Genomic DNA, 14,239 nt, shown 5'->3' with positions numbered 1-14,239 from the left:
CGGCACAACGACGCAGGTCTCGGCTGGGTCTTCACCTCGCCCGACTTTCGTATCGGGGACTGCTCCTGGAATAGTTCCCCACGATGTTCAGCATCCCTAGACTCCCTGTGATGGGGGTAACTCGGGGGACAACTAGTGGGGCGCGGAGTGCCGGAACTCGTACTGGAATTGAATGGCAGGACCTGGACGCTCGATCCGTCCAGGTCGTACACCCTTGGGCGCGATCCGCAGGGCGACCTGACGATCGACGACGCCAGGGTGTCGTGGCGGCATGCCACGATCAGCTGGGGGGGCCACAGTTGGTTCATCGAGGACCACGGCAGCACCAACGGCACCTATGTGCAGGGCCGACGGATCCATCAACTGGAAATCGGGCCCGGCTCCGCCGTGCACCTGGGCAATGCCACTGACGGACCGCGGCTGAGCATCGGCGCCGCAGCGGGCGCCGATGTGTACAGCGGGCAGGGTGCGGGTGCGCAGCAGGCCCCCGTCCAGCAGCCCCAGCAGGGTGGCGTCGGCTGGCCCGGCCAGCAGGCCCCCGTTCCGCCGCAGCAGCAACAGCCGCAGCAGCAACAGCCGCAGCAGGGCTGGCAGCAGGCCCCTCAGGTCCAGCCGCAACAGCAGCCCGCGCAGCCCCAGCAGCCCCAGTTCCCGCATCAGCAGGGCATGGCGAGGACGCCCCACGCGGGCGGGCCCGGCGGTGTCGCGGGGGCCCCGCCGGTGTACGGCGACCGCAGTCCGACCACGTTCCACCAGCTGGCCCTCGGCCGCGTCATGCGCATCGGTCGTGCGCTCGAGAACGAACTGGTCGTCTCCGACCTCCAGGTCTCGCGCCACCACGCCGAGTTCCACGCGACGCCCGACGGCCGCTTCGAGATCCGTGACCTCGGATCCCACAACGGCACCTACGTCAACGGCCAGCCGCTCTCCAAGTCCGGCTCCGCGCTCATCGGCCCGAACGACATCGTCGGCGTCGGCCACTCGACCTTCCGCCTGGTCGGCGACCGGCTGGAAGAGTTCGTCGACACCGGTGAGGTCTCCTTCTCCGCCCGCCACCTCACGGTGACGGTCGACGGCGGGAAGCAGATCCTCAAGGACGTCTCCTTCGGCGTCCCGGAGAAGTCGCTCGTCGCGGTCATCGGCCCGTCAGGATCCGGCAAGTCCACCCTGCTCAAGGCGCTCACCGGCTACCGGCCCGCCAACCAGGGCGATGTCCTCTACGACAACCGGAACCTGTACAAGCAGTTCGCCGAACTGCGCCAGCGCATCGGTCTGGTCCCGCAGGACGACATCCTGCACAAGGAACTCACGGTCACCAAGGCCCTCAAGTACGCGGCCAAGCTCCGCTTCCCCGCGGACACCACCGAGGCCGAGCGCCAGGCCCGGATCCTCGAGGTCCTTGCCGAGCTCAAGCTCGACATCCACAAGGACAAGAAGGTCACCTCGCTCTCCGGCGGCCAGCGCAAGCGTGTCTCCGTGGCCCTGGAGCTGCTCACCAAGCCGTCGCTGATCTTCCTGGACGAGCCGACCTCCGGCCTCGACCCGGGCATGGACCGCGATGTCATGCAGCTGCTGCGCGGCCTGGCCGACGACGGCCGTACGGTCCTCGTCGTCACGCACTCCGTCGCCGAGCTGGCGATCTGCGACAAGCTGCTCGTCATGGCGCCGGGCGGTTCCGTCGCCTACTTCGGCCCGCCGGAGGAAGCGCTCAACTTCTTCGGCTACACCACCTGGGCCGACGTCTTCTCCGCGTTCGAGAACTACCGCGACTACGACTGGGCGGGCCGCTGGCGCGGTTCGCAGCACTACCAGATGTACGCCGCAGACATCGACGCCGTCGCCGCGCAGTCCGTACACATGCCGCCCCCGCAGCAGATGCGCCCGCCGAAGCCGCAGAGCTGGGCGGCCCAGCTGTGGACGCTGATGCGCCGCTACGTCTCGGTGATCGCGTCCGACAAGGGCTTCATGGGCCTGATGGTGATCCTGCCCGCCGTGCTCGGCGTCGTCAGCGTGGTCATCCCGGCCGACTTCGGCCTGGCCCCGCCGAAGCCGCCGTCCCGGTTCAACGGAGCTGCCGGAACGATCATGCTGATCCTCGCGGTCGGCATGTGCTTCTCCGGTGCGGCCAACTCCGTACGAGAACTGATCAAAGAACGCGTCATCTACGAACGGGAACGGGCCACCGGTCTGTCCCGCTCCGCCTATCTGATGTCCAAGGTGATCGTCCTCGGCGTGATCACGGCCATCCAGGGCGTCATCATCTGCGGCATCGGCTTCGCGACCCGCGAGCTGCCCGCAGAGGGCCTGATCATGCCGCCGGCCGTCGAGCTCTGCCTGACGATCATCGTGCTCGGCTTCACCTCGATGATGTTCGGCCTGGTGATCTCCTCACTGGTGAAGACCGCAGAGAAGACCATGCCGCTGCTGGTCATGTTCGCCATCGTCCAGGTCGTCTTCACCGGCATCCTCTTCCAGGTGTACGGATCGCCCGGCCTGGAGCAGTTCGCCTGGCTGATGCCGTCCCGCTGGGCCATCGCCGGCGCGGGCACGACGCTCGACCTCTCGCACCTCATGGCGCCGTGGGACCCGAAGAACCCGACCGACCTGGACCCGCTGTGGGAGCACTCGGCCGGTCAGTGGGGGATGAACATCTCGGTGCTGCTGCTCCTCGGCATCATCTGCGGCGTCGCGGTCGCGCGACTGCTGCGCCGCCACGAGCCCGAGGTCATGCGCAAGTAGGCGCGGGCACCGGCACGGAACGCCGAAGGGCGGCACCCCATGCGGGGCGCCGCCCTTCGGCGTGTGCGTATGTCGTCCGAGGACGTCCGGAGCCGATCAGTACGCGCTGTTGACGTTGTCGATCGAACCGTAACGGTCGGCGGCGTAGTTGGCCGCGGCGGTGATGTTGGCGACCGGGTCGTAGATGTTCGTCGAGGTGCCGGGGACGTGGTACGCGTTGAACGTCGGCTGGATGACCTGCAGCAGGCCGCAGGACGGGGTGCCGTTCTGGGCGTTGATGTCCCAGCCGTTGACCGCGTTCGGGTTACCGGTGGACTCCCGCATGATGTTGCGGTGCAGACCGTCGTACGAGCCGGGGATGCCGTGGGCCTTCATGATGGCCAGGGCCTGGTTGATCCAGCCGTTCAGGTTGTTGGCGAAGACCGGGGTACGGGCCGCGGAGCGGCTGGCGGCCTGCGTCTCGGTGCGCTCGGCGACGGCCTTGGCCTTCACCCGGGCGGCGGCCTCGGCCTTCGCCTCGGCACGGGCCTTGACCTCGGCAGCGGCGGCGGCCTTGGCCTTCGCGGCGGCCTGGGCCTTCGCCTTGACGGCGGCGGCCTTCTTGGCCCTGGCGAGGTCGGCGGCCTTCACCAGCTTCTCGGCGGTGGAGTGCTGCTCGATGATACTGGCCTGCACGGCCTTGACCTGCGGAGTACCGGCGACCGATGCCAGGACCACGGGGGCGGCGGACGCAGGGGTCTGCGCCTCGGGCTTGCCTTCGGCATTGGCGGGGACGAGCGAGAACGAGAGCGATGCGACAGCGATGGCGGAGATACCCGCGACGGAGAGCTTCTGGGTCTTGTTCAGGCGACGACGGCTGCCGGGGATGCTGGACACGGACATACAGGACCTCTAACGAATCGCGGGAGTCCTCACGGAGGACGAAGACGGGAAGCGGTGTTTTCGCATCTCCGTCGGGGACGAGTGCAATTCTTAGCGCCAGCAAAATCCCGTGGCAAAGGTGTGACGTACGACCCCGGATAGTGGATCACGGCCGCGCTCGAACGTGACGGTCCGCGCTCATGCCCACTGATGTGGCGCTTATGTATCCACTAGCCGGCTTCGTAAGTGACGTGGGTCCTATGCCCGGCCTCACATCGACCGTGTAACGAACTCACCAACCGTTGCTGCAGCAATTCAGATTGTGAGCTTCCGGCTCTCGGAGCGGTGGATGGACACCCTCGGACTCATGTCGGAGGTACCGATGGCGCAGCTCCCGGGCGGATCCGGACGCCAGGGCATCCCGCCCCGCGACCGCTGCCGGCATCGGCAGATGCGAGGCCTCAGGCTTGTGCGGCCCGGTCGGCGGACCGTCCGCCGCCCGCACGCCCCGCTGCGGTGTCACCACCAGATCCGTCCACCCCGAGGCTGCCCGCACACCCCGTCCGCCCCGGCCGACGACTCCAGTGCCCGCGCCGCCGTCGTACCGACCGCGACGATCCGCCTGCCCGTCTCCCGCCATCGCCCGTCCGCCCAGGTGCTCCGCGAGACGCTCCGGGTACGGCGGCTCGTGCGCCTTGCGCCGACGCCCCCCCGAGTGCGGCGTCAGCGGGGCACGAGCCGGGCGGTGACCGGTCGCGCCACAAGGCACTTCGGCCCGGGCCGACAGGACCTGGACCGGACCTAGTCCCTGCGTCCCGATCGGCACCGTCCACAGGCGGATACGGCGTCCCAGTCCCGCCGGTACGGTGAGGCCATGAGTCATCGCCCACAGTCGGGCCTCGCGGCGGTGAGCGCCGCGCTGCTCGCCATGAGCCGGCATCTCGAAGTGCGTGATGTCCTGAAGACGATCGTCGCCTCGGCCCGCCGGCTGCTGGACGCCGAGTACGCCGCCCTGGGCGTTCCCGACGACCACGGCGGCTTCGCCCAGTTCGTCGTCGACGGCGTCAGCGACGAGCAGTGGAAGGCCATCGGTCCCCTGCCCCGGCAGCACGGCATCCTCGCCGCGATGCTCCACGAGGCGAAGCCCGAGCGACTTGCCGACGTCCGCAAGGATCCCCGCTTCGAGGGCTGGCCCGCCGCCCACCCCGACATGTCCGACTTCATCGGCCTGCCCATCAGGGACGGCGACGAGATCATCGGCGCACTCTTCCTCGCCAACAAGCGCTGCCCCAAACCCGAGGGCAGCTGCGGCTTCACCGCCGAGGACGAGGAACTGCTGTCGATCCTCGCGCAGCATGCGGCGATCGCCCTCACCAACGCCCGGCTGTACGAACGCAGTCGCGAGCTCACCATCGCCGAGGAGCGCTCCCGGCTCGCCCATGAGCTGCACGACGCGGTCAGCCAGAAGCTCTTCTCACTGCGACTGACGGCCCAGGCCGCCACCGCCCTGGTGGACCGCGACCCGGCTCGCGCCAAGGGCGAGCTCCACCAGGTCGCCGCGCTCGCCGCGGAAGCCGTGGAAGAGCTGCGCGCCGCCGTCGTCGAACTGCGCCCGGCCGCGCTCGACGAGGACGGCCTCATTGCCACACTCCGTACCCAGATCCAGGTCCTGGACCGTGCCCACGCGGCCCGGGTCACCTTCGAGAGCCTGGGCGTACGGGCCCTGCCCGCCGCCCAGGAAGAAGCCCTGCTCCGGGTCTCCCAGGAGGCCCTGCACAACGCACTGCGCCACTCGGGCGCCGAGCACGTCGACGTCACCCTGGCCCGGCACGGCAGCGGCACGCTGCTGCGGATCACCGACGACGGCAGTGGCTTCGAACCCACAGCGACCCGGCAGGCAGGCCGCCACCTGGGCCTGGTGTCGATGCGGGACCGCGCAAGCGGTGTCGGCGGAAGGCTCACCGTTGAATCGGCGCCCGGCAAGGGCACCACGATCGAGATGGAGGTACCCGGTGGCTGACAAGATCATCAGGGTGCTGCTGGTCGACGACCACCAGGTGGTCCGCCGCGGTCTGCGTACATTCCTGGAGGTCCAGGACGACATAGAAGTGGTCGGCGAGGCGTCCGACGGCGCCGAGGGAGTGGCCAGAACCGAGGAGCTCCGCCCCGACGTCGTCCTGATGGACATCAAGATGCCCGGCACCGACGGGATCGAGGCCCTGCGCAAGCTCCGCGAGCTGGAGAACCCGGCCAAGGTCCTCATCGTCACCAGCTTCACCGAGCAGCGCACCGTAGTCCCCGCTCTGCGAGCCGGAGCTTCCGGTTACGTATACAAGGACGTCGACCCGGACGCCCTGGCCGGCGCCATCCGCTCGGTGTACGCGGGCCACGTCCTGCTCCAGCCCGAGGTCGCGGGAGCCCTGCTCGCCCAGGACGACGCGGGCGGCGGTACGGGCCGGGGAAGCACCCTCACCGAACGGGAGCGAGAGGTACTGGGCCTGATCGCCGACGGCCGGTCCAACCGCGAGATCGCGCGAGCACTGGTCCTCTCCGAGAAGACCGTCAAGACACACGTCTCGAACATCCTGATGAAGCTGGATCTCTCGGACCGGACCCAGGCGGCTCTCTGGGCCGTCCGGCACGGGGCGGCGGGCTGACCGGCACCGAAGCGGACTGTCTCCCTCCGGACCGAGATTCATACTGTCGGGTGTATGTCACCCGGACGGCGCAACCTGTTCGACCCCGAGGCGTTCTCCAGGGTGCTGCGGCGGCTGGCCGCAGCCACGCTAGGAGGATCCTGAAGTGAAGAACCTGAAAAAGGCCGCAGCCGTCACCATGATCGCCGGTGGAATCATCGCCGCCGGTGCCGGCGCGGCCTCCGCCACCGGCCACGGCGCCGGCGCCCACGGTGCCGCGACCCACTCCCCGGGCGTGGTCAGCGGCAACGTCGTCCAGGTCCCGGTGCACATTCCGGCGAACGTGGTCGGCAACACCGTCAATGTGATCGGCCTGCTCAACCCGGCCTTCGGCAACTTCGGCCTGAACGGCTGACCGACCTCACGGTCCCGTGTCGCCGGGCGCACCGAGCCCGCCCGGCGACATCCGAAGCCCACTCCGGCACGCTCGATCCGTCCGGCGATCGAGGACGAAACGGCTCCCGGACGGCTCCGGGCAGCAAGGCATCTCGCCCAGGACTATCGTTCCCGCTCCTCCACATACGCGTTGTACGCGGCAACCTGCGCCCGCCGGGCCACCCGCTCCACCGGCCTCAGCGCCTCCTGCCGAGCCGAGATCTCCGACGCGCTCACCGCCCCGCCGTGCCCGTTCTCGTACGCCACCGAGATCAACAGCCCGACCCGCTGCGCCAGCTCCAGCACCCGCACCGCCCGCGGCGGATACCCCGGAGCCAGTACCTCGCGCCCCCGCTCCGTCCGCGCCCGGTACGCATCCACCGCCGCCTCCGCCACCGGCCCGGAACCGGCCACATCCAACCGTGACAGCACCGCTGTCGCATCCCGCAACGCCTCCGCGAGCTCCCGCTCCGCCTCACCCAGCGACGGCACATCGGCCGGCGGCGCCTCCCGTACCGGCAGACAACGCCACACCACCTCGACGTGCAGATCCCCGTCCGGGCCCACCTCACGCACCTCGGGAACCAGCCCGTACGGCGCACCGAACGCGACCACCGCCTCCTCGGCGTCCAACGCCCGCGCATTGAAGTCCGGCGGCCCGCTCAGTCCCAGCGGATGCCCGGGAGCCGGCAGCGCGACCCGGAAACCGGTCACCCCCAGACCCCGCAACCGTCCGAGCGCCAGCGTGAGCCCGACAGGCCCCGTCTCACCCGGCAGTCCCTCGACGCGGTGCACCGCGTCCTCCCCGACAATGGCGAGCGCCGCGTCGTCCGGCGACACAAGTCCGGCCAGCAGTGCGTTTCCCCAAGCGGCCAGCAGCCCTGAGCGTGGTTCCGAAAGCATGGGAACAGCCTAGGGAACGGACCCGGGGCCTGTCGTCACACGGGCCCAGCGCCGGGAGCTCTCCTGCGGTGGCGTAGATTTCCCTGGGAGCTGTGCCCACAGGCACGCGACGATCTCGACACTGCATGGGGAGACAACGCGCCATGAGCGATGTACTGGAGCTGGTGGACGTATCCGTGGTCCGCGACGGACGCGCTCTGGTGGACGACGTCTCCTGGCAGGTCAAGGAGGGGGAGCGCTGGGTCATCCTCGGCCCGAACGGCGCCGGCAAGACCACCCTCCTCAACATCGCGTCCAGCTACCTCTTCCCGAGCACCGGCACCGCCAAGATCCTCGGTGAACAGCTCGGCGGCGTCGGCACCGATGTCTTCGAACTCCGCCCGCGCATCGGTATCGCGGGCGTCGCCATGGCCGAGAAGCTGCCCAGGCGCCAGACCGTTCTGCAGACGGTGCTCACCGCCGCCTACGGCATGACCGCCACCTGGCACGAGAACTACGAAGCCGTCGACGAGGAGCGCGCCCGCGCCTTCCTCGACCGGCTCGGCATGACCGAGTACCTCGACCGCAAGTTCGGCACCCTGTCCGAGGGCGAGCGCAAGCGCACCCTGATCGCCCGCGCCATGATGACCGACCCCGAGCTGCTGCTCCTCGACGAGCCCGCCGCGGGCCTCGACCTCGGGGGCCGAGAGGACCTGGTCCGCCGCCTCGGCCGACTGGCCCGCGACCCGTACGCCCCCTCCATGATCATGGTCACCCACCATGTCGAGGAGATCGCCCCCGGCTTCACCCACGTCCTGATGATCCGCCAGGGCAAGGTGCTCGCCGCGGGCCCCATGGAGACCGAGCTCAGCTCCCGCAACCTCTCCCTCTGCTTCGGCCTGCCGCTCGTCGTCGAGCACACCGGCGACCGCTACACGGCCCACGGACTGCCGCTCTCGTAGCCGCAGCCGGACGACGCTTCCGGACACAACGCCGCAGCCGTCCGCCCGCGCCCTGTCCGCGAGGGCACCCGCAGTCCTACGATGACCACGTGGACATCGACGCGTGGGTGTGGTGGCTGATCGGCGCGGTGGGACTGGGCATCCCGCTCGTCCTGACCGCGATGCCCGAGTTCGGCATGTTCGCCGTCGGAGCGGTCGCCGCGGCAGTCGTCGCGGCACTCGGCGGCGGTATCGTGGCCCAAGTACTGGTATTCGTCGCGGTCTCCGTGGCCCTCATCGCCGTGGTCCGCCCGATCGCCGCCAGACACCGTGACGACCGGCCCCAACTCGCCACCGGCATCGATGCGCTGAAAGGCCGTCAGGCCGTCGTCCTGGAACGGGTCGACGGCAGCGGTGGCCGGATCAAGCTGGCCGGAGAGATCTGGTCCGCCCGTGCACTCGACGAGGGCCAGAGCTTCGATCCGGGCCAACAGGTCGATGTCGTCGACATCGACGGAGCTACGGCAGTCGTCATGTGACCGAACTACCCGCACAGCAGAGCGCGTTCTGTCAGACTCGATGTCGATCATCATGAGATCGGGGCCGTCGAGGCATACGGCCCCTCCCGCGATCTCGACCTCGATCATCGCGATCCGTCGGCAACCGAAGGGCAACGAGGAACACGATGCAACCGATCATCATCGTCCTGATCATTCTGGTGGTGCTCGTCTTCATCGCCCTGATCAAGACGATCCAGGTCATCCCGCAGGCCAGCGCCGCCATCGTGGAGCGCTTCGGCCGCTACACCCGCACGCTCAACGCAGGCCTGAACATCGTCGTTCCATTCATCGACTCCATCAGGAACCGCATCGACCTCCGTGAACAGGTCGTGCCGTTCCCGCCCCAGCCGGTGATCACCCAGGACAACCTGGTCGTCAACATCGACACCGTCATCTACTACCAGGTGACCGACGCAAGGGCCGCGACCTACGAAGTCGCCAGCTACATCCAGGCGATCGAACAGCTCACCGTCACCACCCTTCGCAACATCATCGGTGGCATGGACCTGGAGCGGACCCTGACCTCCCGTGAGGAGATCAACGCCGCCCTCCGCGGAGTCCTCGACGAGGCGACCGGCAAGTGGGGCATCCGCGTCAACCGCGTCGAGCTCAAGGCGATCGAACCGCCCACCTCCATCCAGGACTCGATGGAGAAGCAGATGCGCGCCGACCGCGACAAGCGCGCCGCGATCCTTCAGGCCGAAGGAACCCGGCAGTCCGCGATCCTCACCGCCGAGGGCGAGAAGCAGTCCGCGATCCTGCGTGCCGAAGGTGAGGCCAAGGCCTCGGCCCTGCGCGCCGAGGGCGAGGCCCAGGCCATCCGTACGGTCTTCGAGTCCATCCACGCCGGCGACCCGGACCAGAAGCTTCTCTCGTACCAGTACCTCCAGATGCTCCCGAAGATCGCCGAGGGCGACGCCAACAAGCTCTGGATCGTGCCCAGCGAGATCGGCGACGCCCTCAAGGGCCTCAGCGGGGCCTTCGGCAACCTCGGCAACGGCGCCCCCGGATTCGACACCGGCAAGGAACGCCGAGAGCAGCCCCCGGTCGACTGACGCGTACACGCCCTCGTGCATGATCAGTGCACCAAGCACCGATCATGCACGGGGGATTCGCCATGACCACCTGGGAGATGCTCGCCGTCTTCGTCGCGGGCATCAGCGCCGGCACGATCAACACGATCGTCGGATCGGGAACGCTGATCACCTTCCCGGTGCTGCTCGCCACCGGCCTGCCCCCGGTCACGGCCACCGTCTCCAACGCTCTCGGTCTGATCCCCGGTTCCATCAGCGGGGCCATCGGCTACCGCGAGGAACTCGCAGGACAGGGCCGCCGCGTCCTCAAGCTCGCCATCGGCGCCCTGATCGGCGGCCTCACCGGGGCCACCCTGCTGCTGGCCCTGCCCTCCACGGCCTTCGAGACGATCGTGCCGATCCTGGTGGCCCTGGCCCTCGTCCTGGTCATCCTGCAACCACGCATCAGCAAAGCGGTCCAGCGCCGACGCGAACACACCGGCACCCCCGCCCGCCCCGACGGCGGCCCGCTCCTCTTCGTCGGACTGATGCTTGCCAGCGTCTACGGCGGCTACTTCACCGCCGCCCAGGGGATCATCTACCTCTCCCTGATGGGCATGCTGCTCGACGACACGATGCAGCGTCTCAATGCCGTGAAGAACGTCCTGGCTGCCGTCGTCAACAGCATCGCCGCGCTCTTCTTCCTCTTCGTCGCGGACTTCGACTGGACGGCCGTCGCACTGATCGCGGTCGGCTCCGCGCTCGGTGGCCAGATCGGCGCCAAGATCGGCCGCCGCCTCAGCCCCATTGTTCTGCGCATACTCGTCGTCGCGGTCGGCACGGTCGCCATCGTCCAGCTGCTGCTCCGCTGACACACGGATGCCCACCTCCGCAAGGAGACGGGCATCCAATACGACAACATGCGTACGTCGACTACGCCGCGGTGCGGTCCAGCCACTCCGGCAGCGCCGACCGCTCGCCGGCCCCCAGCGCCAGCAGCATCGCCTCCGCCGGAGACGGTACGAACGGCTGCCGCAGCAGCGGCATCCCCGCCTGCTCCGGCGTCCGGGCCGCCTTGCGGTGATTGTCCTCGGCGCAGGACGCCACCGTGTTCAGCCAGGTGTCCTGACCGCCCTGGGCACGCGGCACCACATGGTCGACGGTGCTCGCCCGCCGCCCGCAGTACGCGCACCGGTGCTGGTCCCGTATCAGCACGCCCCTTCTGGACCACGGCGCCTGTCTTCGGAACGGCACCCGTACGTACCGGCAGAGCCTGATCACCCGGGGCACCGGAATGTCCACGGCGGCGCCACGCATACGGAGATCGGGGTGCGACTGCTCGACGACAGCCTTGTCCTGCAGAATCAGCACCACCGCACGGTTCAGCGTCACCGTCGACAGCGGCTCGAAGCTCGCGTTCAGTACCAGCGTGTCCCGCATCTCGCCCACCTCCCGTGTGCCGCCCGCCCCCTGGCAGGCCCGGATCAACTCTGGCCGGGCAGGCCGTGATGGACAACGCAATAAAAAAATGCCCTGCCCTGATCTCTCCAGGACCAGGGCAGGGCAAACAGCAGGGGAACTCTCGGATCACCGGGTACTAGGCGGGACCCATGTACTCACCGATCAGCTGAGCACGGCCCAGCGTGTGGAACCGCAGATTGAATCCGACGACCGCGGGCGACACATCACTGTCGACACCCAGCTTCTCGCTGTCCACCGCGTACACGGTGAAGACATAGCGGTGGTTCTCACCGGCCGGCGGCGCGGCACCGCCGAAGTCCTTCGACCCGTAGTCGTTACGGACCTGTACGGCACCGGCCGGCAGGCCTTCGAACTTCCCGCTGCCCGCACCGGCCGGCAGCTCCGTGACCGACACCGGGATGTCGAAGAGCACCCAGTGCCAGAATCCGCTGCCCGTAGGAGCATCGGGATCGAAACAGGTCACGGCGAAACTCTTGGTCCGATCCGGGAATCCCTCCCACCGCAGCTGCGGCGAGGTGTTCCCGGCCGCGAACACCTGGGCATCCGCCAGCACAGCCCCGGGCGCGAGATCCTCGCTCACCACCGTGAACGACGGCACCTCGGGATGGAAGTCGTGCGGCAGCGGCGCCCTCTTCGGCTCGGTCACGTCAGCACCTCTCCTGATCGCCCCACTGCTGTCAGCAGGTCTCCCACCGACCCTAGAGCCAGTTGCGCTGACCGCCGACCTGGGCGAGCCACTGATTGAGGTAAGCCGCCCAGTCGGTCCCCTGGAAGTCGTTCAGCCCGACCTTGAACGCGCGGTACGAGTCGCTGCCCTCACTGAAGAGCCCCGGCTTCTTGTCCATCTCCAGGACGACGTCCATCTCGCGGTCGTCCGCGACGAACGTCAGCTCCACCTGGTTCAGCCCGCGGTACTGCTGCGGTGGGAAGAACTCGATCTCCTGGTAGAACGGCAGCCGCTGGCGCGTACCGCGAATGTGGCCGCGCTCCATGTCCGCACTGCGGAAGCCGAAGCCGAGCTGTCCGAAGGCGTCGAGAATGGCCTGCTGGGCCGGGAGCGGGTGCACGTTGATCGGGTCCAGGTCGCCCGAGTCCAGCGCCCGCGCGATCTCCAGCTCCGTGGTCACGCCGATGTTCATGCCGTGCAGATGCTGACCGGCGAACATCGTGATCGGCGTCTCCCACGGAATCTCGAGCCCGAACGGTACGACGTGCACGGCACCGGCCCGCACCTCGAACGCGCCACCGAGCCGAAGCTTGGTGAACTCGATGTCCTGCTTCATCTCCGTGTCCTGGCCCTCGACCTCGACCCGGGCCTGCAGACCGACGGAGAGCCCCTCGATCTGCTGATCCACGGATCCGCCCTGGATCCGCACCTCTCCCTGGACGACCCCGCCGGGTACGACATTGAGTTCGGTCAGCTCGGTCTCCACCGACGCACCACCGGCACCCATGCTCGCGAGCAGCCGCTTGAAGCCCATGTTTACTCCTCCTTGGTCCTGACCCCTAGATACGCGCCACGACCGTAGTCGGTTCCCGGTAACCTCGAACGCCATGATCGAGGGCTTGGACCGTACGCCACTGACACGTGACTTCTTCGACCGCCCCGTACTGGACGTGGCACCCGACCTTCTGGGCCGGACTCTGGTGCGCACCACCCCCGACGGCCCCATCGAACTCCGTCTCACCGAGGTGGAGGCCTACGCCGGCGAGATCGACCCCGGATCGCATGCATTCAGAGGCCGCACCCCGCGCAACAGCGTCATGTACGGACCACCCGGCCACGCGTACGTCTACTTCACGTACGGCATGTGGCACTGCCTCAACCTGGTGTGCGGCCCGGAGGGCAAGGCCAGCGGTGTCCTGCTCCGCGCCGGAGACATCCAGGTCGGCGCCGACCTCACTCGTAAACGTCGAATCTCGGCCCGTAATGACAAGGAACTGGCCAAAGGCCCGGCCCGACTGGCCACCGCTCTCGATGTCGACCGCGCACTGAACGGCACCGACGCCATCGCCCACCCCGGCGCCCCGCTGTCCGTACTGCACGGCACCCCACCACCCCGCGACCAGGTACGCAACGGTCCGCGCACCGGAGTGGGCGGCGACGGAGCCACACACCCGTGGCGCTTCTGGATCGACGAAGACCCCACGGTGAGCCCCTACAGAGCGCATGTGCCACGCCGCCGCGCAACTTGACTCGCCCTTGGGGGCCGCCTAATGTAGTCCGAGCCGCTTGAAACGGGTACTGCTGTCGGTACGGTCCATCGGACCGCCCCGAGCATCCGGAAGCGGCCAACCACTACCTACGAATCACCCTGACGGGTGCGAATTCGGCATGCCGTAATTCGACCCCATCGGCTCGATTATGAGCTGCCAAGGAAATCGGTTAATGTAGTGGACACGCCGAAAGGCAAGGCCACTCCAAAGGCCATCAGAATTCAAATTCGGACCGGAAACGGAACGAAAAAGAATCTGGTAAGGTTGGAACCGCCGGAAAGGGAAACGCGAAAGCGAAGAACTGGAAAGCAACCCCGCTTCGACCGGGAATCGGACACGAAAGAGTCTGATAGAGTCGGAAACGCAAGACCGAAGGGAAAAGCCCGGAGGAAAGCCCGAGAGGGTGAGTACAAAGGAAGCGTCCGTTCCTTGAGAACTCAACAGCGTGCCAAAAGTCAACGCCAGATATGTTG

The 14,239-nt window shown here is 68.1% G+C and carries 14 protein-coding genes; 9 read left to right on the top strand and 5 right to left on the bottom strand.

All coding sequences use genetic code 11. The features are described from left to right. The first annotated feature begins 135 nt into the window (after positions 1-135). Positions 136-2,739: an FHA domain-containing protein gene (locus tag ACFVYE_RS00070; RefSeq protein ID WP_383975365.1), complete on the top strand. Its 2,604-nt coding sequence runs from the start codon at positions 136-138 to the stop codon at positions 2,737-2,739. A gap of 96 nt (positions 2,740-2,835) precedes the next feature. Here the strand turns inward: ACFVYE_RS00070 and ACFVYE_RS00065 are convergent, their stop codons facing one another. Beyond that, positions 2,836-3,621: a transglycosylase SLT domain-containing protein gene (locus ACFVYE_RS00065; protein WP_383975362.1), complete on the bottom strand. Its 786-nt coding sequence runs from the start codon at positions 3,619-3,621 to the stop codon at positions 2,836-2,838. A gap of 853 nt (positions 3,622-4,474) precedes the next feature. Between ACFVYE_RS00065 and ACFVYE_RS00060 the strand changes: the two genes are divergently transcribed. From ACFVYE_RS00060 to ACFVYE_RS00050, 3 genes are all read left to right on the top strand, one after another. Then, positions 4,475-5,620 (top strand): GAF domain-containing sensor histidine kinase, encoded by a 1,146-nt coding sequence (locus ACFVYE_RS00060; RefSeq protein WP_383975360.1) that lies wholly within the window; start codon positions 4,475-4,477, stop codon positions 5,618-5,620. After that, positions 5,613-6,257 carry a response regulator gene (locus ACFVYE_RS00055; RefSeq protein WP_383975357.1) on the top strand — a complete coding sequence of 215 codons (645 nt, stop codon included), beginning with the start codon at positions 5,613-5,615 and terminating at the stop codon, positions 6,255-6,257. Before ACFVYE_RS00060 ends, ACFVYE_RS00055 begins: the two co-directional genes overlap by 8 nt. 145 nt (positions 6,258-6,402) lie before the next feature. After that, positions 6,403-6,651: a chaplin gene (locus ACFVYE_RS00050; RefSeq protein WP_383975355.1), complete on the top strand. Its 249-nt coding sequence runs from the start codon at positions 6,403-6,405 to the stop codon at positions 6,649-6,651. 143 nt (positions 6,652-6,794) lie between these two features. Here the strand turns inward: ACFVYE_RS00050 and ACFVYE_RS00045 are convergent, their stop codons facing one another. Then, a complete protein-coding gene (locus ACFVYE_RS00045) occupies positions 6,795-7,574 on the bottom strand; it encodes a hypothetical protein (RefSeq protein WP_383975352.1) in 780 nt (259 codons plus the stop codon). A 143-nt stretch (positions 7,575-7,717) separates the two neighbouring features. Between ACFVYE_RS00045 and ACFVYE_RS00040 the strand changes: the two genes are divergently transcribed. From ACFVYE_RS00040 to ACFVYE_RS00025, 4 genes are all read left to right on the top strand, one after another. Continuing rightward, entirely contained in the window at positions 7,718-8,515 is a 798-nt protein-coding gene (locus ACFVYE_RS00040; protein ID WP_383975349.1) for an ABC transporter ATP-binding protein, read from the top strand. An 89-nt stretch (positions 8,516-8,604) separates the two neighbouring features. After that, positions 8,605-9,033, top strand: a complete 429-nt coding sequence (locus ACFVYE_RS00035; protein WP_383975346.1) for an NfeD family protein — start codon at positions 8,605-8,607, stop codon at positions 9,031-9,033. A gap of 146 nt (positions 9,034-9,179) precedes the next feature. After that, positions 9,180-10,109 carry an SPFH domain-containing protein gene (locus tag ACFVYE_RS00030; protein ID WP_093895790.1) on the top strand — a complete coding sequence of 310 codons (930 nt, stop codon included), beginning with the start codon at positions 9,180-9,182 and terminating at the stop codon, positions 10,107-10,109. 62 nt (positions 10,110-10,171) lie between these two features. After that, on the top strand, positions 10,172-10,939 hold the full coding sequence (locus tag ACFVYE_RS00025; RefSeq protein WP_383975342.1) for a sulfite exporter TauE/SafE family protein: 768 nt from the start codon (positions 10,172-10,174) through the stop codon (positions 10,937-10,939). Between the two features lie 61 nt (positions 10,940-11,000). On the opposite strand, the gene ACFVYE_RS00020 is transcribed toward ACFVYE_RS00025, so the two are convergent. From ACFVYE_RS00020 to ACFVYE_RS00010, 3 genes are all read right to left on the bottom strand, one after another. Beyond that, the gene (locus tag ACFVYE_RS00020; RefSeq protein ID WP_093895792.1) at positions 11,001-11,507 is read right to left on the bottom strand and encodes an HNH endonuclease; all 507 of its coding nucleotides are present in this window, start codon (positions 11,505-11,507) and stop codon (positions 11,001-11,003) included. Positions 11,508-11,664: 157 nt separating this feature from the next. Next, entirely contained in the window at positions 11,665-12,195 is a 531-nt protein-coding gene (locus ACFVYE_RS00015) for a YbhB/YbcL family Raf kinase inhibitor-like protein (protein ID WP_383975338.1), read from the bottom strand. Between the two features lie 52 nt (positions 12,196-12,247). Continuing rightward, the gene (locus tag ACFVYE_RS00010) at positions 12,248-13,030 is read right to left on the bottom strand and encodes a sporulation protein (protein ID WP_327275987.1); all 783 of its coding nucleotides are present in this window, start codon (positions 13,028-13,030) and stop codon (positions 12,248-12,250) included. A gap of 73 nt (positions 13,031-13,103) precedes the next feature. On the opposite strand from ACFVYE_RS00010, the gene ACFVYE_RS00005 reads away from it, so the two are divergent. Further along, positions 13,104-13,745 carry a DNA-3-methyladenine glycosylase gene (locus ACFVYE_RS00005; RefSeq protein WP_383975335.1) on the top strand — a complete coding sequence of 214 codons (642 nt, stop codon included), beginning with the start codon at positions 13,104-13,106 and terminating at the stop codon, positions 13,743-13,745. Positions 13,746-14,239: the final 494 nt, after the last annotated feature.

The organism is Streptomyces sp. NPDC058239 (assembly GCF_042882185.1).
In the GTDB taxonomy this organism is placed as follows: Bacteria; Actinomycetota; Actinomycetes; order Streptomycetales; family Streptomycetaceae; genus Streptomyces.
Note: the sequence above shows the minus strand (reverse complement) of the source record. Positions and strands in the feature narration are given on the sequence as shown.

Coding starts and splice junctions, on each gene's coding strand:
- ACFVYE_RS00065 (WP_383975362.1), bottom strand. CDS start 3,621: ATGTCCGTGTCCAGCATCCCCGGCAGCCGTCGTCGCCTGAACAAGACC.
- ACFVYE_RS00060 (WP_383975360.1), top strand. CDS start 4,475: ATGAGTCATCGCCCACAGTCGGGCCTCGCGGCGGTGAGCGCCGCGCTG.
- ACFVYE_RS00045 (WP_383975352.1), bottom strand. CDS start 7,574: ATGCTTTCGGAACCACGCTCAGGGCTGCTGGCCGCTTGGGGAAACGCA.
- ACFVYE_RS00040 (WP_383975349.1), top strand. CDS start 7,718: ATGAGCGATGTACTGGAGCTGGTGGACGTATCCGTGGTCCGCGACGGA.
- ACFVYE_RS00030 (WP_093895790.1), top strand. CDS start 9,180: ATGCAACCGATCATCATCGTCCTGATCATTCTGGTGGTGCTCGTCTTC.
- ACFVYE_RS00025 (WP_383975342.1), top strand. CDS start 10,172: ATGACCACCTGGGAGATGCTCGCCGTCTTCGTCGCGGGCATCAGCGCC.
- ACFVYE_RS00020 (WP_093895792.1), bottom strand. CDS start 11,507: ATGCGGGACACGCTGGTACTGAACGCGAGCTTCGAGCCGCTGTCGACG.
- ACFVYE_RS00010 (WP_327275987.1), bottom strand. CDS start 13,030: ATGGGCTTCAAGCGGCTGCTCGCGAGCATGGGTGCCGGTGGTGCGTCG.
- ACFVYE_RS00005 (WP_383975335.1), top strand. CDS start 13,104: ATGATCGAGGGCTTGGACCGTACGCCACTGACACGTGACTTCTTCGAC.